The 20918-nt window shown below is 57.9% G+C and carries 15 protein-coding genes; 13 read left to right on the top strand and 2 right to left on the bottom strand.

Annotated features, from left to right (window positions below; all coding sequences use genetic code 11):
* The first annotated feature begins 26 nt into the window (after window positions 1-26).
* The 5 genes from EDF61_RS12550 to EDF61_RS12530 all read left to right on the top strand — a co-directional run bounded on the left by EDF61_RS12550 (window position 27) and on the right by EDF61_RS12530 (window position 9069).
* Window positions 27-653 carry a hypothetical protein gene (locus EDF61_RS12550; protein WP_133834288.1) on the top strand — a complete coding sequence of 209 codons (627 nt, stop codon included), beginning with the start codon at window positions 27-29 and terminating at the stop codon, window positions 651-653.
* A 90-nt stretch (window positions 654-743) separates the two neighbouring features.
* Window positions 744-1409, top strand: a complete 666-nt coding sequence (locus tag EDF61_RS12545; protein WP_166650796.1) for a CpaB family protein — start codon at window positions 744-746, stop codon at window positions 1407-1409.
* Window positions 1406-2653, top strand: a complete 1248-nt coding sequence (locus tag EDF61_RS12540; RefSeq protein ID WP_133834287.1) for a CpaE/TadZ family protein — start codon at window positions 1406-1408, stop codon at window positions 2651-2653. Before EDF61_RS12545 ends, EDF61_RS12540 begins: the two co-directional genes overlap by 4 nt.
* 125 nt (window positions 2654-2778) lie before the next feature.
* Entirely contained in the window at window positions 2779-7572 is a 4794-nt protein-coding gene (locus EDF61_RS12535) for an NAD-glutamate dehydrogenase (RefSeq protein WP_133834286.1), read from the top strand.
* A gap of 9 nt (window positions 7573-7581) precedes the next feature.
* Window positions 7582-9069 carry a sensor histidine kinase gene (locus EDF61_RS12530; RefSeq protein WP_105656813.1) on the top strand — a complete coding sequence of 496 codons (1488 nt, stop codon included), beginning with the start codon at window positions 7582-7584 and terminating at the stop codon, window positions 9067-9069.
* A 77-nt stretch (window positions 9070-9146) separates the two neighbouring features.
* On the opposite strand, the gene EDF61_RS12525 is transcribed toward EDF61_RS12530, so the two are convergent.
* Entirely contained in the window at window positions 9147-10868 is a 1722-nt protein-coding gene (locus EDF61_RS12525) for a lytic transglycosylase domain-containing protein (RefSeq protein ID WP_166650794.1), read from the bottom strand.
* Between the two features lie 206 nt (window positions 10869-11074).
* On the opposite strand from EDF61_RS12525, the gene EDF61_RS12520 reads away from it, so the two are divergent.
* The gene (locus EDF61_RS12520) at window positions 11075-11428 is read left to right on the top strand and encodes an Rv2175c family DNA-binding protein (RefSeq protein WP_105656811.1); all 354 of its coding nucleotides are present in this window, start codon (window positions 11075-11077) and stop codon (window positions 11426-11428) included.
* 100 nt (window positions 11429-11528) lie between these two features.
* Here EDF61_RS12520 and EDF61_RS12515 read toward each other — a convergent pair whose 3' ends face one another.
* Complete coding sequence (locus EDF61_RS12515) at window positions 11529-12635, bottom strand: polyprenyl synthetase family protein (RefSeq protein ID WP_105656810.1); 1107 nt, start codon at window positions 12633-12635, stop codon at window positions 11529-11531.
* Between the two features lie 162 nt (window positions 12636-12797).
* On the opposite strand from EDF61_RS12515, the gene dinB reads away from it, so the two are divergent.
* The 7 genes from dinB to EDF61_RS12480 all read left to right on the top strand — a co-directional run bounded on the left by dinB (window position 12798) and on the right by EDF61_RS12480 (window position 20881).
* Window positions 12798-13964 (top strand): DNA polymerase IV, encoded by a 1167-nt coding sequence (dinB, locus tag EDF61_RS12510; protein ID WP_133834285.1) that lies wholly within the window; start codon window positions 12798-12800, stop codon window positions 13962-13964.
* A gap of 182 nt (window positions 13965-14146) precedes the next feature.
* Window positions 14147-14530 carry an SCO2097 family morphological protein gene (locus tag EDF61_RS12505; protein WP_105656808.1) on the top strand — a complete coding sequence of 128 codons (384 nt, stop codon included), beginning with the start codon at window positions 14147-14149 and terminating at the stop codon, window positions 14528-14530.
* A 527-nt stretch (window positions 14531-15057) separates the two neighbouring features.
* The gene (gene mraZ, locus EDF61_RS12500) at window positions 15058-15471 is read left to right on the top strand and encodes a division/cell wall cluster transcriptional repressor MraZ (protein ID WP_038990697.1); all 414 of its coding nucleotides are present in this window, start codon (window positions 15058-15060) and stop codon (window positions 15469-15471) included.
* A 170-nt stretch (window positions 15472-15641) separates the two neighbouring features.
* Window positions 15642-16634: a 16S rRNA (cytosine(1402)-N(4))-methyltransferase RsmH gene (gene rsmH / locus EDF61_RS12495; protein WP_181148802.1), complete on the top strand. Its 993-nt coding sequence runs from the start codon at window positions 15642-15644 to the stop codon at window positions 16632-16634.
* A gap of 1 nt (window position 16635) precedes the next feature.
* Window positions 16636-17406: a cell division protein FtsL gene (ftsL, locus tag EDF61_RS12490; RefSeq protein ID WP_105656806.1), complete on the top strand. Its 771-nt coding sequence runs from the start codon at window positions 16636-16638 to the stop codon at window positions 17404-17406.
* A 74-nt stretch (window positions 17407-17480) separates the two neighbouring features.
* Entirely contained in the window at window positions 17481-19295 is a 1815-nt protein-coding gene (locus EDF61_RS12485) for a peptidoglycan D,D-transpeptidase FtsI family protein (RefSeq protein ID WP_286134108.1), read from the top strand.
* Window positions 19289-20881, top strand: a complete 1593-nt coding sequence (locus EDF61_RS12480) for a UDP-N-acetylmuramoyl-L-alanyl-D-glutamate--2,6-diaminopimelate ligase (protein WP_105656805.1) — start codon at window positions 19289-19291, stop codon at window positions 20879-20881. The genes EDF61_RS12485 and EDF61_RS12480 overlap by 7 nt, the downstream gene beginning before the upstream one ends.
* The last annotated feature ends 37 nt before the right edge of the window (window positions 20882-20918 follow it).

Here is a 20918-nt window from a genome sequence, read left to right as displayed (position 1 = left end):
TCATTTGATGTTGTTTGATGTTCATAGTGACACTTAGAGATCGTTTTGTGAATAGGGTTACGCAAAAATGTTTATTCTCGTACAGTGGGCGCATGCGGTGGGATTCACTCTTCGACGACTTGGAGGCTCAGCTAGCAGAACAGAGCCGGGCGCAGCTGCGTGAAGAAATTGCCGAAAACATCAGGGTTGAACGGGCAACTGCCGAACTGCTGCCTACTCTGATGCGGTTCTACGGACACGAATTGAGCCTCCGGCTGGCCGGGGGAAGCGAACTCCGCGCGAAGCTCGGCCCTTGCGCGACCGATTACATCTGCCTGGAAACAGAGCAGGCCCAATGGGTGATCCGCAGTGGAGCGATTGAATCCTTTGCCCTTCCGCCGAGGCGCGCACCTGCGGTGGAACGGCGGGCGCCGGGCCGCTCGGTGAAGTTTTCCTCGGTTCTGCGGGGATTGCTCCGGGACCGCGCACGATGCCATGTTTTTGGCCGTGCGGGCAGCTCCATGGCTGAAGGAACTCTGACTCAGGTAGCCAAGGATTTTTTGATTATTCTGGTGCATCCTCGCGATGAATTCGCCAGAGCCCAGCAGGCCTCAACGCAACTGCTGATTCCACTGGATGCTATCGGATGGGTCGAAGCGATCACTCTTTCGTGATCCACAAGTGCACGCAAGGTCTTTCCAGCAGGACCAAGTTGTCGTAGGCTCACCATCCATAAGCACCTATGCTGGCGGAAGGTCAAAGCCTTGATCACAGAACAGATCGCCCAGGACGCGCGGACAACCTCGGCCTCGCGTGTGCGACGGCCTAGTTGGAAGGACCCACGCCTGGCTCTCGGCGCGGTGCTCGTAGTCGCTTCGGTCGCGGGAACCGTGTACCTGGTCGGCGAATTGCATCAGACGTCCACGGTGTATGTCGCCAGCACCAATATCACCCTCGGAGAAAAGCTGACCAGCGAGAACATGAAAACTCAAGAAGTCCAGCTTGGCGAAACTCTCGAGAACTACCTGCACACAGATGCGCAGCTCGGCCAGGACGCCCGAGCGAACACCTTTATCAGCGAAGGGCAGCTGATTCCAGTCACCTCGATAATGCACAGTGAAGTGGGATCGCGCAGGCCGGTCAATGTCGATCTTCCGGCAGACCTTTCTTCGTCGATTACCCCCGGTAGCTTTGTTGACGTATGGATTGCCAAACGCGAAACCAGCGGCAGCACCTACGGAGTCCCGGAAAAGCTCTCCTCCATGGTCGAAGTCGCCGCACGCGTTGAAAGCGGCGGGGGACTGGTGGGAACCCAAGGCACCAACCTGGAACTGCTGGTGGAACCGAATCAGCTTGAACCGCTGCTTCAAGCGCTGGCAAACGAATCGAGAATTATCGTCGTCTACAACCCGGCCGGGACCGAACAATGAGTATTTCGGTCGTAGTGCTCGGCGACCAGGAGAAAATCGTCCGGCAAATCGAAGGGTACCGCGGGGAACTGATGGTCACCCGCGTCTGCTCCGGCATAGCCGAAGCCATTGCCGCTTGCGATACCGGAATGGCTGATGTGCTGATCGTTGCCGACGCCCAGCTGGTGCCGCCCATGGAACAACTTGATGCGTTGCTGATGCGCCAGACAGCGGTTGTCCTGTTCTTTGACCGGCCCGAAGACTGGAAGCCATTGCCTGATGTCCTTCATCTGCCTGCGGATTCCGGCATGGCCGAGCTGGAAGGACGCATCAGGGGCGTAGTTCAGTCATTGAATCATTCTGGAACCGACGGAACGCTCGCGGTTCCCGAACCGGAGGACGACTCTACGGGCCGGAACGGAAGAATCGTCAGCTTCTGGAGCGCCCCTGGATCTCCCGGGCGCAGTACCGTCGCGCTGAATTATGCGGTGGAAACGGCGGCAGCAGGAAAAACCGTGGTGCTTCTGGACGCAGATACCTACGCCGCCAGCATCGCCATTCAATTGGGGCTCATGGACGAATCGGCATCCATCGCGCAGTTGTGCCGTGCCATCGGCGCCGGCTCGATGGATGTTGCCCGACTCAACGCTGCATGTTCCTTGGTCCAGGTCGGGGAGGCGACCATGCGCGTGGCGACCGGAATCCCGCGTGCTAGCCGGTGGCCCGAGGTCCGGGCCTCGGCGCTGCGGCGAGCGGCCATGCTGCTCAAAGTTCACTACGACCTGGTCGTATTGGATTTGGCTCCGTACATTGAATTGGACGAACAGCTCAGTTTCGATACCCAAGCACCACAGCGAAACGCTGTCACCGTCGAGATGCTCCAGTGCTCCGATGAGCTTTTCATGATCGTGCGTGCCGACAGCTTGGGAATTCCGCGTGCACTTCGCGCCATCGACGAATTGGAGGATGCACTGCCCGGGCTGAATCCGAAAATCGTCTTCAACCGCGTGGGAGCCAGCAGTACCGGGCGCAGCCCGAAGCGCAGGTTGATTGAAGCGTGGGACCGGTTTGGGCCGACGCACCAAATCGCAGGGTATCTGCCCGAGGACAGCGCCGCGTGCAACGCGGCAGTGCTGGGAGGAAGCCCATTGCTCGAAATCGCACCTCGGTGCCTATTGCGTATGGAAATACGGTCTTTGGCCGGCATAAATTCCACGGATTCACCCAAGAAATGGAATAGTCGTCGATTTCACTCCGAAGCTTGAACCCCAGAGGTGAAAACCGAGTAATGTGGGTAAAACTAGAGATCCGCAAAGGCGCGGGTTGATCGAACTTTGTTCTTGGAGGCGTTCTTTTGAACTCGTCGGAATCCAGCATGTCAGAATCATTCATGGATGAGACACTCACCTCGAAATTGGTGAGCGAGTACTATGGCCAAATTGCGACCGAAGACGTGGCGGCCTACCGGCCAGACGAACTCGAAGCTCGCGTGGCAGCACATCTGGAAATCGGGTATCAGCGTGATGCTGAAAACGCTAATGTCGCCATTACCCGCAACAACGGAATTTCAGTGGTCCACATCGTCACCGATGACATGCCATTCCTTGTTGATTCGGTAACTGCCGCACTAGTGCAGCTGAATTCACCAATTCAGCTGGTAGTGCATCCGACGTTCGTTGTCTCCCGCAAGACCGAGACCGGCGAAATTTCAAAGATCAGCCATGCTGGTCTGCAGCATGTTGCCAGCGGTGACACCGCTGCGCTCTCGGATTTGAGCACCCTGATTTCGGCCGGTGCAGAAACCCGCATCGAATCGTGGATTTCAGTCGAGCTCGCTCGCGAGCTCAGCGATGAGCAGGCCAAGGAATTTGTTGAGCGCCTCTATAGCGTTCTGGCAGATGTGCGTGTTGCAGTGAAGGACTGGCCGGCCATGCTGGACCGGGCCAAGGATATTGCGCAGAGCCTTCCGCAGACTCCGAAGGCTGAGGAAATCGCCGAGGTGCAGCAGGCATCGGAGCTGCTGGACTGGTTAGCTGACGGAAAGTTCACGTTCCTGGGCTACCGCGACTACTCGCTGGAAACCATCAACGGCGAAGACGTCCTGGTCGCCCGCCCAGGCAGCGGCTTGGGACTGATGCGCGATCTGGCGGACCAAGGTCCACAGCACCTGACCAAGCGCGGCCGCATCACCGCTCGCGACAAGCGTGCGCTGATCGTGACCAAGGCGAACTCCCGTTCCACCGTTCACCGTGGCGTGTACCTGGACTATGTCGGAGTCAAGAGCTTCGATGCCAATGGCGAAGTCAACGGCGAACGCCGTTTCATCGGCCTCTTCTCCTCCAGTGTTTACACCTCGAGCGTGAAGACCGTCCCGCTGGTACGCGAAAAGGTTGAAGCGGTGCTGAAGCGCACCGGCTTCGCGCCTGATTCCCACTCGGGCAAGGACATCACCACCATTCTGGAAAGCTACCCACGCGATGATATGTTCCAGATCTCTGTCGACGAGTTGACCAAGATTGCCCTCGGTATCCTGCGCCTGCAGGAACGCCGCCGCACCTCGGTCTTCCTTCGCAAGGACGACTACGGCCGCTTCGTCACTGCCATGGTGTTCCTGCCACGTGATCGTTTCTCCACCGCAGTGCGCCTGCGGGTGGAGCAGGAGCTGCAGCGCAGCTTCAACGCAGAATCCGTTGAATATGAAGCGCAGCTGGGTGCCGGCGCGCTCGTTCGCTTGTTCTACCGGCTGCGCCTGCAACGCCACGGACTGGCCCCCGTGGTTGACCGCAAGGCACTGGAGGATCGTATTGCCAAGGCCGTGCGCTCCTGGTCTGACGCCATCGTTGACACCGCCCGCGCGCGCCTGGAACTGGGCGATGCCAACACGCTGTCCAATGCTTGGGCCGAAGCTTTCCCGGCTTCCTACAAGGTGCAGTTCGAAATCGAAGATGCGCTGAAGGATATTGACCTGCTCACCGAGTTGAGCAGTCCGGAAGTCGATGGCCCGGTTGTCTCCTTCTACGATGACGAGAAGCAGGATGAGGATTCTGCTGTTTCCAAGCGCATGAAGATCTATGTGACCAAGCCGCTGCTGCTCTCGCGCATACTGCCAGTTCTGCAGCATCTGGGTCTGGAAGTCGTCGATGAACGCCCCTACGAGCTGAATCCAGAAGGAATCGGCGAACGCTACATCTACGACATGGGCCTGAAGATCGATGAGGAGATCAACTTCCAGGCCGTGGAAGCCAAGCTGGCTGAGGCCTACTGCGCAGTGGTCCGCAACCTCGCCGAATCCGACAGCCTTAACGCACTGGTGCTGCACGAGGGACTCACGTGGGAGGAAGTCTCGATGCTTCGTGCCTACGCCCACTACCTGCTGCAGCTCGGGGTTCCGAACTCCACTGGCTTCATCGCCAGCACCCTGGTTGGCAACCCGTCAGTCACCCACGCCATTGTGGAGCTGTTCCAGGCCACCTTCGACCCGCAGCTGAGCTCCGTGGCTTCGGAAGCTGCTCGGCAGAAGGCGCACGCAAAGGTCGCCGAAGCGCTGGAATCCGTGCCAACGTTGGATGCCGACACCTTGCTGCGCCGTTTCGTGAAGGTGATCGAAGCGACCAAACGCACCAACTACTTCACCACCCACAAGGCACTGGCATTCAAGCTGGCCCCGGAAGAGATCGATTTCGCGCCATTCCCGCGTCCGAAGCACGAACTGTGGGTCTACTCGCCGCGTGTTGAGGGTACCCACTTCCGCTTCGGCGCCGTGGCCCGCGGTGGCCTGCGCTGGTCCGATCGCCGAGAAGATTTCCGTACGGAAGTGCTAGGTCTGGTCAAGGCCCAGATGGTCAAGAACTCCGTCATCGTGCCAACTGGTGCCAAGGGCGGTTTCTACGCCAAGCAGCTTCCCAATCCAGCTCTCGACCGCGGTGCATGGATGGAAGAAGGCAAGGGCGCGTACAAGGTCTTCATCCGCACCCTGCTGGAGCTGACCGACAACATGGTTACCGACGAAAACGGTGAGCACATCGAAGCCCCTGCCAACGTGGTTCGTCGCGATGGCGATGATTCCTACCTGGTGGTCGCTGCCGACAAGGGCACCGCGAGCTTCTCCGATATCGCCAACTCGATCTCGGCCGACAAGGGCCACTGGCTGGGCGATGCCTTTGCTTCGGGCGGCTCGGTGGGCTACGACCACAAGGGCATGGGCATCACCGCACGCGGCGCCTGGGAATCGGTGAAGCGCCACTTCTTCGAGTTGGGCATCGACACCCAGAAGGACGAATTCACCGCCGTCGGCGTGGGCGATATGTCCGGAGACGTGTTCGGCAACGGTTTGCGCCGTACCCCCACCGTGAAGCTGGTGGCGGCCTTCGACCACCGTGATATCTTCCTGGATCCGAACCCGAATCCCCAGGTCGCCTTTGACGAGCGCCAGCGCCTGTATGATCTGCCACGCTCCAGCTGGGCAGACTACAACAAGGAGCTGCTCTCGGCCGGAGGCGGCGTGTACTCGCGCAGCCTCAAGTCCGTGCCGGTTAGCGCCGAGGTCCGCGAGGTCCTGGGATTGGACGCCGGCACCACCAAGCTGAGCCCTAACGAACTGCTCAAGGCCATCCTCTCAGCGCCAGTGGACCTGCTCTACAACGGCGGTATTGGTACCTACGTGAAGTCAGCGGCTGAAACCCACGGCCAGGTCGGCGACCGAGCCAACGACGCCATCCGCGTCGACGGCGCAGATCTGCGCGTGAAAGTTGTTGGCGAAGGCGGCAACTTGGGCATGACCCAGCTGGGCCGTATTGAGGCAGCCCGCAAGGGCGTCCTGCTGAACACCGATGCCATTGACAACTCTGCTGGCGTGGACACTTCTGACCGCGAAGTGAACATCAAGATCTTCGTGGACCGCCAGATCAAGGCGGGCAATCTCACCGAGGCTGAACGCACGGAGTTCCTGCTCTCGATGACCGATAACATCGGTGATCTGGTGCTGACGACCAACTTCGAACAGAACGTGTTGTTGCTCAATGAGAAGCATGCGGCACTGACCTGGACACCAGCGTACGAGCGCCTGATGCAGTGGCTGGAAGCCCATGCTGACTTGAACCGTGGCTTGGAGTTCTTGCCAAACGCGGATCAGCTGGAAGAGCGCCGCGCCGCTGGCGAGGCGATGACCACCCCAGAGCTCTCGGTGCTGGCCGCATACGCGAAGATCCAGCTGGCGAACGCGCTGACCGAATCCGATCTCGCCGATGATCCGTACTTCACCCGGACCCTGCGCCGCTACTTCCCAACCAAGTTGGTAGAGCGTTTCGGGGATCAGCTCGAAAGCCATCCGTTGCGCCGAGAAATCATCGCGACCGTGATCGCCAACGACATCGTGAACATGGGCGGCATCACCTACGTCTTCCGTGCCATGGAAGAAACCAGTGCCAGCGAAGTCCAGATTGCCAAGGTCTTCTGCGCGCTGCGTGAGATCTACGGATTCGACCGCCAGTTCGATGCGATCAATGCACAGCCTGCCGGAACCGATCTGGAACACTGGGGCCGCCAGCACCACGACATGCGCCGCCTGCTGGACCGTGCCACCCGCTGGTTCATCAACCGCGTCGATCAGGAACTGCTGGTCACCGAAGCGGTCAAACGCTACGAAGCGACGGTTACCGAACTGCGTGAGGCCCTGCCAACCTTGGTTCGGGGCACTGACCTCCAGAGATTCCAGGAGTGGCGTGAAGAGGCCATGGACCAGGGGATCCCGGAGCGTCGTGCCAGCATGTGGGCGACTCAGTTCGAATCCTACGCGCTGCTGGACGTGGCAGAATATGTGCACCGCACCGGGACCGCTCCGGTCAAGGTTGCAGAAACATACTACGTGCTCTACGACTTGTTCGATGTGGACAGCCTGCTGAATCGCATCACCAACCTTCCTCGCTCGGATCGTTGGCAGGCGCTGGCTCGTGCCGCAATGCGCGATGACCTGTACACCACGATCATCGACCTGACCGGCAACATCCTGGATGCCCACGGCGATATTGCTGACCCGGCAGAGCGTGTTGCTGCATGGGAAGAGGCAAACGCGGCTAACCTTGATCGTGCGAAGACTATGTTCGCGGAAGTGAACAGCCTGGAACGAGACGACATGGCTTCACTTTCCGTGGCACTTCGCCTCTTGCGTTCCATCGTCCGAAGGTAAATACCGCCAATGGCCCTCATCACCGAAGAATTACGTCAACGTGCTGCACTAGCGCCCGGTGATGAGGATTGGCTCCACCTCCTGGTGGGGGACTGGCAACTGGTCTCGGATCTAGCATTCGCAGACCTGGTGCTCTGGTTCCCCACCGGGGACGGTTCCTATACGGCTTTGGCACACGTGCGCCCTTCCACCTCGCATACCGCCTTCCATAGCGACTTCGTGGGAGAACGGATCCGCAAGGATCTGCGCATCATGGTGGACCGCGCTTGGGAAACCAAGCAAGTGCAACGCTCGGCCGAACAAGCCGGCAAAGATATCATCATGGGGTTGACCACGGTGCAGGCGATTCCGCTAGTGCGCCAGAACCAACCGGTTGCGGTCATCACTTCCCACTTCGATCCGAACCAGTCCCGCACACCCAGCAATCTGGAATTGGTCTACCGGCAAAGCGCTGATGACCTGTTGCAGATGGGTACCCAAGGGCTGTGGCCGGACTTCGCCAGCCCTACCGGCTCCCGCCGTGGCGCGCCGCGCGTCGGTGATGGTTTCATCCGGCTCAACGTTGATGGAGCCGTCGAATTCGCCAGCCCGAACGCTGTTTCAGCTTTCCGCCGATTAGGCGCAGCTGATGTCCTCCAGGGCCAGCCACTGGCTGATCTGACGATGGCACTGGTCAGCGACCGTCGTGTAGTCGACGAAACTCTTCCGCTGGTGCTCCAGGGCAAGATGCCATGGCGTACCGAGGTGGAACATCGCGGAGTCACCCTCTCCCTGCGTGCCATTCCGCTGCGCAACGAATCAAAGCGCTGGGGCGCACTGGTGCTGTGCCGCGATGTGTCCGAACTGCGCCGTCGCGAAAAAGAACTGGTCACCAAGGACGCTACGATCCGTGAAATCCATCATCGCGTGAAGAACAACTTGCAGACTGTCGCGGCGCTGTTGCGCATGCAATCGCGCAGGATGAGCTCAGAGGACGGCAAGCAGGGCCTGGAGCAGGCAATGCGACGAGTCTCCACTATCGCTTCGGTCCACGACTTCCTGTCCAAGGGCCTGAACGAAACCGTCAAATTTGATGATCTGATGGATCGCCAGTTCCGTCTGATCGTGGAAATCGCTTCTCCGGAGCAAAGGGTATCCACGCGTCGTGAAGGCGAATTCGGCATGCTTGACGCTGATTTGGCGACACCGTTGTCACTGGTGATCAATGAGCTGGTGACTAATGCCGTGGAACATGGACTAGCGCATCGCAACGGTGAAGTCGCGCTGGTTGCCGAACGCTACAAGGGTGCCGATAGCAAGGATTGGCTACGGGTTGTCATTGAAGATGACGGCCACGGGTTGCCAGAAGAGCCACGCCGCGAGGGACTTGGGCTGCAAATTGTCCGCACTCTGGTTACCAGCGAACTATCGGGTGAAATCCGTTGGGTACAGAGCGAGAAGGGCGGGACCAAGGTGGTAATCGACATGCCATTGGATCTTGACCACCGTACAGGCTAGGAGCAGCCTGATCAGCTGCAACAAAAAAAGAGGCACTTCCAACACACCGTGTTGGAAGCGCCTCTCCTTTTGGCTATTTAGCGGTAATTCTTCATGTGAGCCTTGATGCTGGCTACATAATGCTTGGTGTCTTCGTACATGCCGTTGTTACGAACACCGGCCAGGCCCTGGTAGTACGATGCGATTGCGTTGTCCAGGTTGTCGGTGTTGTCCAAATTGTAGGCAATTACTGCGACACCAGCGACAACGTTATCCCGTGGGTTCAGGACGTTCAGGTCCTGGCCAATGACCGATGCGATCCAGTCACCGGTGCTTGGCAGTACCTGCATGGCGCCAACGGCGTTAGCAGGGGAGACCGCACGCATGTTGAAGCCAGACTCCTGGTACGCGTGAGCCAACGCCAGAGCCGGGTCAACGCCCATGCTCTTTGCAGTGGAACGGATCAGGTCCTGCATCTCGCCGCGGCTCGGGACACTGATCGAGTCAAGGTAGTCCTTGTTCGAGTTAGCATCTCGCACAACGTGATCTGCGTAGGTACGACCAGCGAAGCTATTGCCGATCTTCTGCTTCTTGACCTGACCCGACGGTGCAACCGAGGAGCCCGAAACCTTCAGCTTGGCGCCGATCTTCAATGGCGTGCTCGAGCTGTACTCGGGGTTCAAATCCAGCAAGGTGGCCAGCTTCATGTCGTGGCTGGTCGCGATGCCACTGAGAGTATCGCCGGACTTCACGGAGTAGGTCGACGTCTTGGCCTTGGCCTTGGGCGCAGCAGTGCTCTTCGGCGAGGAGCTCGAAGACGACGTGCCACCCGAGACCTTGATCTTGCTGCCTGGGAAGATCGGCTTGCTGGCAGAGATGTCATTGGTCTTCAACAGATCGGACAAGCTCATGCCGTGCTTGGCCGCAATGCCGCTGAGCGTGTCACCGGACTTGACGGTGTAGCTTGAAGAACCGGAGGAGGAGGACTTCTTCTGGGAGGACTTCGACGAAGAGCCAGAGGACGAAGAACCCTTGACCTTGATCTTGTCGCCAGGGAAGATCACCTTGCTGGCCGAGATATCGTTCTTGCTAAGGAGCGAAGACAAGCTCATATTGTGCTTGATGGCGATGCTTCCGAGGGTGTCACCGTTCTTCACAGTGTAGGTTGAAGAACCCGACGAAGAAGAAGTTTTCTTCGTCTGCGTCGTATTGCTGGAGCTCGACGCCGAACCCTTGACCTTCAGCTTATTGCCGGGGAAGATTACCTTGCTTGCAGAGATGTCATTCTTCTTCAACAGATCAGACAAGCTCATGTCGTGCTTGCTCGCAATGCCGCTGAGGGTGTCACCGTTCTTGACGGTGTAAGTGGCGGTACTTGAAGATGACGAGCTCGAAGACTTGCCCTTGGGGCTGTTTTTCGAAGCATGACCGGAGACCTTGAGTGTCTTGCCGGCGACGATTGAATCATTCTTAAGATTATTGAGCTTCTTCAGCTCTGACACGGTTGTGTCATATTCCCGAGCGATGCTCCATAGGGACGCACCTGCCGGGATCTTGATTTCGGAAACATCTCGTTTAGCTGGTAATCCCAGCGTAGATACTCGCGAAGCGATCAGGTGGGCCTTGATCTGGTCTTCAGCGACCTTGATGGTCTCCGGAGTTACCGACTTGGCAAAGCTTCCTGAGGTGTTGGGAACAGTCATCGGTGCTGCCTGCGCTGCGGGAGCTAAGGCGAGGCTGCCAATGACCGCAGCGGGAATGGCCGCGCCTGCTACAACGCCTAACGCATGCTTGGAAGCATGTTTGGATTCGTGGGGCATGGAGTCAATCCTCATTTATACGGTGAAAATAACGGGCTTTGCTCCGCAGGTAACAGAGGGGAAGTGGTACCCCATGTTGACTGTGATGCAATTGTTATCAAAGTGATACAAGAAAATTTACACTACTCCTGTGACTCATGGGAACTGCTGAGGTGAGTTTCATCCAAATTTCTGCGCGGATCAGGAATTTGTGGGAACCTTAAGGGGTGAAGGAAACCGTAGATCTCGTCGGCCAGTGGCTGACCCTGCCCGATGTGGCTGAAGAATTAGATGTAGATATTCGCCGCGTGCACCGACTGCTGGATGAGCGTGCCATTGTTTCGTTGAGAATTGGCGCTCGCAATGTCCGTTCGATCCCTGCAGATTTTCTCCAAGACGGAGTAGTGGTGGAAAGCCTGAAGGGCACTCTTTCGGTACTCTTGGATGCCGGCTTCTCCGATGAGGAATCGGTTATTTGGCTGTTCACCGAGGATGAATCGCTGCCCGGCACTCCAATGAATGCTCTGCGCACCGGACGTAAAACTGAAATCCGTCGGCGGGCGCAGGCCATGGGCTGGTAATGGCCCGGACGAACTAGCCTCAGTAATAACAAAAGGTCTCAACCGTATTCCATATCGCATGGATGGTTGAGACCTTTCGTTATGTCTTAGTAACGAATCGCTATTTACTTCTCTTTGTCACTGCATCACTGAGCTGCTGCATTCCCGCTAAGGCGAGGGGCGTGACGTGCAATGCGTTCAGGGCGAGATCTGATTGGGTGGTCAACTCACTAATGCTCTGCTCGGTGGCCGCCAGGGCGCCGCTATCGCGCAGAATACCGCTTAGTCTCAACACTTCTTCTTCGCTGAGATCCACTGCGCCGAGGCGACTCTGAATGAAGTCCTGTTCGTCAGAAGTTGATAGCAAGAGGGCGTGGGCAATCAATTCCGTGCGCTTGCCTTCTTGCAAATCGCCGCCGGTCGGCTTCCCTGTGACTGCTGGATCGCCAAACACGCCCAGAACATCGTCACGTAGCTGGAATGCCTCACCCAGCGGAAGCGCGAATGCGGAGTAGCGCTCCATAAGAGCCTCGCTGGCGCCGGCCAACGCGCCGCCAAGCAAGAATGGGTTTTCAGTGGAGTATTTGGCTGACTTGAAGCGCACGATAGTGCGAGCTCGCTTGACCGCTTCCTTCGGATCGTAGGCGGGGCCCGCAGACTCTTCTAGAACATCAAGATACTGCCCGGCCATCACCTGGGTGCGCATCTGATTGAAGATGGTACGCGCCCGAGCGTTGAGGGAAGCAATACCTGAGAAGACTTCCTCGCTCAACGACAGGCATAGGTCGCCGGTAAGGATTGCGCTGGCCATGCCGTAGCTCGTTGCGCTCCCCGCAAGCCCAAGTTCTCGGTGCTGGGCCTCGAAGCGCTTGTGAACGCTCGGCTGACCGCGTCGTGTATCGGAATTGTCGATGATGTCGTCATGAATCAGCGCGGCTCCTTGGAAGAGTTCCAAGGCCACCCCGAGTTGGACGATGTCGCGTTCATCGGGCCGACCACCTGCACCGAGGTAACCCCAGAAAGCGAACAGGGCGCGAAGCCGCTTGCCGCCACGGGTCAGTGACGTGATCGCATTGACGATTTCGACGGCGCTGCTAGTAATCTGACCAACTTCAACGCTTTTCGCAGCCAGGAATTCTTCCAATAACTGAGCAACGTCAGAAGTGTAGGTACGGCTCAAGCTCTGGGCTTCAGTGTTGAGGTCCGGCACAGAATCAGGCATCGACATGCAAAATCATTTCTACGGGTAAACAACTAGTGGTTAGCAACAACTCTACCGGTGATTCCCGCCCGGCGAAGAAGGCACCCAAAGTACGCGGGGTGGGAACGGAATCCGAATATACATTCGAGTAAGCTGGTGGTGCAGCCGAACGAGGGGAGAGGAATTGAAATGGTGGATCGTGCAATCCTCCATGTCGATATGGACGCCTTCTTTGTTTCAGTGGAACTGCGGGACCGCCCTGACCTAGTAGGCAAGCCAGTTATTGTAGGCCACCGTTCAGGCCGGAGCGTGGTGCTCTCTGCGTCTTATGACTGCCGAGCTCGCGGGATCCATTCGGCCATGCCGATGAGCCAAGCCATCCCGCTGCTACCGCAAGCTACCGTGATCGAGCCGAGCCATCACAAGTACACGCAAGCCTCGGCCCAGATCATGGCGTACTTCCGCACATTGACGCCTCTGGTTGAGCAAGTCAGTGTCGACGAAGCGTTCCTAGACGTTACTGGAAGCATGCGCATGCTTGGCGGGCCAGTGCAGATCGCTCAGCAGATCCGCGAATATATACGCAAAGAAATGGGACTGCCGGCCAGCGTGGGCATTGCAAGGAATAAATTCGTTGCGAAACTCGCTTCGACGTACGCCAAGCCTGACGGCATGGCGGTAGTTGCGCCCGAGCGAACCGAAGAATTCCTGCACGAATTACCCGTGTCGAAAATGTGGGGCGTGGGAAAACGAACCGCTAGTCAGCTTCACTCCTTGGGGATTGAGACCGTGGGGCAACTCGCTGGCGAGCCAGAAGCAAGATTGATTAGCCGGTTGGGGGAACACGGCCGCGCCCTTTATTTGCTCTCGCGGGGGATCGATAACCGTCCGGTGGAGGTTAGCCGGGATGAGAAGAGCATTTCATCGGAACATACCTTTGCGGTGGATATCACCGATCCCCAGGTGCTTGAGGGCGAACTTTTGCGGCTGAGCCATAAGGTCGGTCAACGGCTGCGGCAGCACGGCAAATCAGCCAACGGTGTTGGGCTCAAGATCAAGTACAAGGACTTTTCTGGAATTACGCGTTCGAAGGCGCTCGCAGCTGCGACAGATTCTTCAACGAAAATTAGCGAGTCCGCGCTGGCCCTTCTGCGAAAATTGACCCCTATGCCGCAACCGGTCCGGCTGATCGGGGTGAAAGCTGAACGGTTGCAAGATTACGAGTTGGGTCTGCAATTTAGCTTGGACCCCCGCGAAGAGAAAGCCCGAGAAGCGGAACGCATCGCTGACCAGATCGGACAGAGATTCCCGCAGTCCATCGTGACCCCAGCACGTTTTCTGCGCCCCAAGGAATAAACACATTCTGTGTAGAACGTATGGATATCTGGACAGTGGGGAAGATCAACTAGCAGGGCGGGTGCAAAAGAGACTATCCTTGAATTAAGTTCGATCGAATCCAGGGAACTTTTCCCTTCGACCCGACGTTGAACTTGAAGACGGTGGACGACCGTCGAGATTGCCTTTGGAAGGAGAAGACGATGCCGCTATCGGAACACGAGCAGCGTTTGTTGGAGCAGTTGGAAAAGCAGCTGCATGAAGACCGTCGCTTCGCTTCGAGCATGAAAGGCCCATCGGGCACGGGACGTTTGTCGACCCGCAATATTGCTCTGGGTATCTTGCTGGTAATCGTCGGCCTAGCGGGACTCATCTTTGGAATCTCGCAGCACATCATCATCGTAGGCGTTCTCGGCTTTGCGGTGATGTTCGCGGGTGTACTGCTTGCCCTGACTAAATCGGCTACTGGAAAAATTGGTCCGTCCAACGGAACGGGATCAAAATCTGCAGCCAAGAACAATTCGCAGTTCCTTTCCGGCCTGGAAGAAAAATGGAACCAGCGAAAGCGTGATCAGTCCGATAGCTGATCTGCATTGATATTGAGGTGTGACCCCTAGGGTTGCACCTCTTTTCTGTTTAAGCCCCGCTTCTCACATCCCTACGGTCACCGTGCACCTCATGCCGGGGCGCATGGGTTTCATTCAATTCGGGAAGTTGGATGTCCTGGATATTCGGTGCGCCTATCTGAAGGCCGCGCGACTTTACAAGTGATCTTGAATTCTCTGCAGATTCCAAGGTTCACGTCCATCTCGCCGGTCAGGCAGGCCCCCACTTCCCTCCCCAGGTTCCTCCACTTCCCACCACCGCGCCTAAAAATAGCAATATTCCGCGGATTTGCGTGTGGAATCTCTGAAAAATACTGGATCATGCAGCTGGACGATTCCCATCCCTCCACCTGAACATAGGCTGAGCATCCGCTAGATTCAGGTGTTTTTTAAGTCCAGACCCTCGCGAAACCACTGAAATTGCATTGACAGTGGAGGGTTGTGGAGTAAAGTGGAGGCAAGTAGAGAAGAATGGGGCTTCTGGCCACTTCACGGGAAAGGTGGTGTGCATGTTCCTTGGAACTTACACACCGCGTCTTGATGAAAAAGGTCGGTTGATTCTTCCAGCTAAATATCGAGATGAGCTGTCCTATGGGCTGGTTCTCACTCGCGGCCAAGAGCGTTGCATATACGTTTTCAGCCAGCGGGAATTTGAGAAGCAGCACGAGCAGCTGGCGCAGGCATCCTTGACCTCCCGGCGAGCACGCGACTATGCGCGTGTGTTCCTCTCAGGGGCCTCGGATGAAGTTCCAGATAAGCAGGGGCGCGTAACGATTCCGCAAGTGCTGCGCACTTATGGAGGCCTTGATCGGGAGGTCACAGTTATCGGTGCGGGCAACCGTATTGAAATCTGGGATTCGACCGCATGGCAGCAGTACTTGGATGAACAAGAAGACGTGTTCTCCGATACTGACGAAGATTAGGGCTTTGTGCCCTACACCGACAAAACACCACGTTTGTTGAGATGAGATCTCCAGCCACCTTGGGGTAGAAAATCGTCTGGCTTCACTTCCCCGGAGCCAGAAGGTTGGATCGCCACTTGGTTGGAGGGGGATCTGATCTCAACAGCAGATCGAAAGCGAAAGGGGGCGCAGTGCCAAATCAGGATTCCCAGCGACCAGCATCCGAACGCCACGTTCCAGTACTTCTGGACCGATGCGTTAATTTGCTAGCTCCAGGTATTGAGCGAGCCAATGCTGAAGGCCGTCGGGCAATTGTGGTTGACTGCACCCTCGGGATGGGTGGGCACTCCGAAGCCATCCTCAAGCGGTTCGACAACTTGCACCTGATCGGTCTAGACCGTGACGAGCAGGCTCACGAACTTGCCGGTGCACGACTCGCCCCGTTCCAGGACCGCATCGACCTCGTGCACGCGGTGTATGACGAAATTGCGGATGTCGTGGAAGATCTTGGGTTCCCGGGGGTCGACGGCGTTCTGTTCGACCTTGGCGTTTCCTCGCTGCAGCTCGATGAGCGTGAACGGGGTTTCGCCTATTCGTATGATGCACCGCTGGATATGCGCATGGACACCTCTGTTGGCCCAACTGCCGAGGACCTGGTCAACGACTTGGAACGCGACGAACTGCTTCGAATTATTCGACAGTGGGGCGAAGAGAAGTTTGCTGGACGCATCTCGACGGCAATCGTCGAGGCACGCGCCAAGAGCCGCATCACTACCACTGCTGAACTAGTTGAAGTGATCCGCAGCGTTGTGCCCGCGGCGGCTGCTCGAAACCATGGACACCCGGCCAAGAGGACCTTCCAAGCATTGCGTATTGCAGTGAATGAGGAACTTGACGTCTTGGAACGTGCGATCCCGGCGGCAATGGGAGCTTTGAACGTCGGCGGAAGAGTCGTCGTGATGAGTTACCACTCCTTGGAAGACAAAATCACCAAGCGGCACTTCGTCCATGGATCTACCTCGTCGGCCCCTCCGGGATTCCCGGTGGAGCTGGACGAACACAAAGCTGAATACAAGGTGCTCACCAAGGGCACCGAGAAGCCAAGCGACCACGAAATAGCAGAAAATTCACGTGCAGCCTCAGCCCGCTTGCGAGCTGTGGAACGAGTGTTGAAGAGGAGCTAGCATGAGCCAACGAGCCCAGCGCCGCGTGCAGAAGACCGCAGCCGTGAACAACCAGCCTGTTGTCGACGGTAATACTGCGCGTGCAATGCGACCCGAGCCCGTCCCAGCTAGCAACCTGCCTAAAGGCGATTCGCGTCAGCGCGTAACTCTTTCGTTGGTTCCTAAGATGAACGAAACCAGCAAGCGCTCCATGTTCACCATGTCTGCGGTGCTCGTTGTCTTGGCATTCAGCGTGATTGTTACGCTGGTGCTGCTCAATACTTCTGTAGCTCAGCGGCAGTACGACATCGTGAACTTGCGTTCGCAAGAGCGTGCGCTTTCCCAAGAGAATCAGGCACTGCTGAAGGAGGCCCAGTCGTTGGCGGCGCCACAGGCACTGGCCGCCAAGGCAAAGGACCTCGGTTTGGTTTCGCCAGGTGCTCCAGGGCTGATCAGCCTGTCTGAGGGCAAGGTTGCCCAAGACGCTGAGAAGGCGGTCAAGGCAAAGAACAGCAAGCAGGAATACGGAACTATTCCGCTGCCGGGCGACAGCATCCGCAAGGGTGAAAGCAAAACTGAAGCCAACGCATCAAACACGCCGAAGACCACTGTGGGTAAAGCCTCAGCAGATTCACAGAAGGAGTCCGGTGCCACTGAAGGTTCCAAGGAACCAGAGGTGAAGCCGGAGAAAGCTGAACGTGAAGTTGCCAGTGATGGCCGCCCAGTGTTCAATGACGCTGAGCTTAACGGGGGCACGATCCCTGCACCAAGCATCAAATCCCCAGCAGAGTAGTTAGCCCTTTCTAAGCTAGATACAGGTGGCCTACGCTGCTGGAAAACCACGCTGAGGGAAAGTTAGGTTCTTTTGTGAGCTCGACGGCAATCGACACTGCGAAAAAGCGAATGCGCTTTGTGCTGCTCCTCTCCGTGGTTTTGCTGCTGGTGATCCTGGGCAGGCTGGTCTGGGTCCAGGGCATCAACTCGGCAACCATTGCCAACGCTGCACAGGAAAACCGCGAACGCGTTGAAAACATTGCGCCAAATCGAGGATCCATCGAAGACCGCAATGGCACCACCCTCGCCGTCTCAGTAGACCGCTATGATCTGGTCATCGACCAGCGCGAGCAGGGTGAGAACATTCGCCGTGCGAAGCGGGATGGAACCAATGGCCAGGAACGCATCACGTGGGACCAAGCCATTGACGAACTAGCCGATACCCTTGACCAGGACCGTGAGGAACTTGCCACGAAGGTTCGCCCGCAGGGCGATGCCAAGCCCAAAGGGTACGTCATGCTCGCCAAGAGCGTGACCCCGGAAGTACGCAACGAAGTCCTCGAAATCGGTATTCCGCGACTTGCCTCATTGCTGCGCAGCGAACGCCAGTACCCGCAAGGCGTAATTGCAGGACCACTGCTGGGGTTCGTGCGCAACTCCGAAGACCAAACAGCCGTGGTGGGAGCCGAAGGCCTGGAACTGAGCCAGGAGGAACACCTGGCCGGCACGGCCGGCAGCCGCAAGTTCGAGATCAGCGCCGATGGCGTGCGCATTCCCGTCACCGAGGTCGAAGAAACCCCTGCAGTCGATGGCCAGGACGTCATCCTGACCATCGACTCCGACATCAACTACGTTGCCCAGCGTGCAGCAGAAAAGAAGCAAGCTCAGTTCAACGCTGAGTGGGTTTCCGTGGTCGTCATGAAAGCGGATACCGGCAAGATCCTCGCCATCGGCGACTCCGCTGAATTGGACCCGAATGATCCAGGCGCTACCAAGCCGGAGTTCCGCCGCTCCACCTCCATCACCCGTGCTTTCGAGCCAGGTTCCACCGGCAAGGCCGCGATCTTCGCGGCGGCCATCGACCAGGGCGGAGTGGATCCGCTGACCGAGATGCGTGTGCCGAATAAGAAGACGTTCACCAAGGAAACCATCAATGACTCGTTGGAACACCCAACGTACGACATGACGGTCTCGGGCATCTTCGCCCGTTCCTACAACACCGGCACCGTGATGGTCGGAAATACCATGAGCAAGCAGACCCGTTACGACTACATGCGTGCCTTCGGATTGGGTTCGCCCATCCGCGTCGGCTTGAATGGCGCTAGCGCTGGCCAATTGGCGCATCCCGATAATTGGGACCGCCGCCAGCAGTACACCACCATGTTCGGCCAGGGCTATTCGCAGACCGTGCTGCACACCGCTTCAATTTTCCAGTCCTTGGCCAACGGCGGCGTTCGCCTTTCGCCAAGCCTGATTGAGGGCTACCGCAACGAAGACGGTACCATCACCAAGATCCCCGCACCGGAAAAGAAGCGCGTGGTCAAGAAAAGCACCGCTGACGAAATGCTCAAGCTCATGGAATCGGTCGTTGACGACGGTACCGGCTACAAGGAGCGCATTCCCGGGTACCGCGTGGGCGGCAAGACCGGTACAGGCCAGGCGGCAAGCGCCAAGGGCTATGACGGATATACTTATTCCTTTGCAGGTGTCGCTCCCTTGGAAGATCCGCAGTTCGTCGTCGTGGCAACCATGTACAGGCCAAAGGGCAACTGGAAAGACTTCTCGGTAGCTGACACGTTTACCGATGTTATGAGCCATACTCTCAACACATTCAATGTGCCACCGAGCACGACAAAGTCAGAGGCGTATGACGTCTTTGTAGGTGAGGATCAGAAGAAATCTTGGTAGTCCAGAACCCCGACACTCCGCGTGAGCTAGAACGGTACCTACGCCCAGAGAGCATCGCCGGTCTTGGCTTCGACCAGCTCTGCGGCACAGCTGGCGCGGTGCGAACTGGAGCGCTGCTCAATGCCGCTCCGCAAATCCTCGGCGTCAGCCTCAACCCGCAGATCGTACAGAGCGGTGACGTCTTCCTGGGTATTTCCGGCGCCAAGCGCCACGGTGCCGAATTCGTGGAAACCGCCATCGGCAACGGTGCTGTCGCACTGATCACCGATACTGCAGGACTCGAATTCCTCAGCGATGACCTCTCGATCCCGGTGGCCGTCGTTGCAGATGTACGCAAATCCGCAGCCGTGATCGCGCAGAGCGTCTACGGAACCGACCAGCGCAGCCCGAAGCTGTTCGCTGTCACCGGCACCAACGGCAAGACCACCACAACCTTCATGATCCGCGCGATCCTGGATGCGCTGGGTGAAGAAACCGGCCTGATCGGCACGATTGAGATGTCCGCCCGCGGGCAGATCATCCCCAGCGTGCTGACCACCCCGGAGTCCACCCAGCTGCACGGCGTGCTCTCGCGCATGGCGCAGCAGGAAGTCACGTCGGTGGCCATGGAGGTATCCAGCCACTCGCTGAGCTATGGCCGCGTTGATGCCCTGCGCTTTGCCGTTTCCGGTTACACCAACCTGACCCAGGACCACTTGGACCTGCACGGCACGATGGACGAGTACTTCGAAACCAAGGCCGAACTATTCACCGCGGAACGCTCCGAGCGCGCAGTGGTCATGGTAGACGATGAATACGGCCAGCGCCTGGCCGAGCGCGCCCTGGTGCCTACCGAGACCCTGAGCCTCGACGGCGAACACCCTTCGGCGCACTGGAGGGTTGCCGAACTGGCGCACTGCGGATTGGGCCACAGTTTCACCCTGGTGCACCGGGATGGACGCCAGCTGCGGACCCGGACCCTGCTTCCAGGCATGTTCAACGTCGCCAACGGAGCACTGGCGGCCTTGATGGTGCTGGCCGGCGGTGCGGACCTCGAAGCCCTGCAGCAGGCCTTGGACTCCAAGGATCCGCTGTCGGTCGCCGTTCCAGGGCGGATGCAGGTCGTAGCCGAATCTCCGGTAGCCGTAGTCGATTTCGCCCATAATTCGGATGCACTGGCAAAGGCTTTGGATTCCATCCGTCCGGGGGAGCAGGGACGCCGGATCGTCGTCTTCGGCGCCACCGGAGAGCGCGATAAGACCAAGCGCCCGGATATGGGAGCGGTGGCAGCCCGCCACGCGGATATCGTCATTGTGACCGACGACGACCCGCACAGCGAAGACCCGGCTCCGATCCGCGCCCAGGTTGCCGCCGGAGCACAGCAAGTTCTCGATTCCGAGCGTCCGCAGGTGCAGCTTCACAACATCGCGCCACGCGCCAAAGCCGTAGAGTTCGCTGTGAGTTTGGCCGAAGCCAACGACGCGATTCTCGTGGCCGGGCGGGGACATGAAGTCAGCCAAGACGTCGCGGGAATTGACGTGGAACTGGATGATCGAGTGGAACTAGCGAAAGCACTGAATCTTCATGGATTTGTGACCAATTCCTAGAACGTACAAGTCCACTATCGCCACCGCTCAAGTGTAA

It is taken from the genome of Arthrobacter sp. JUb115 (genome assembly GCF_004365035.1).
In the GTDB taxonomy this organism is placed as follows: Bacteria; Actinomycetota; Actinomycetes; order Actinomycetales; family Micrococcaceae; genus Glutamicibacter.
Note: the sequence above shows the minus strand (reverse complement) of the source record. Positions and strands in the feature narration are given on the sequence as shown.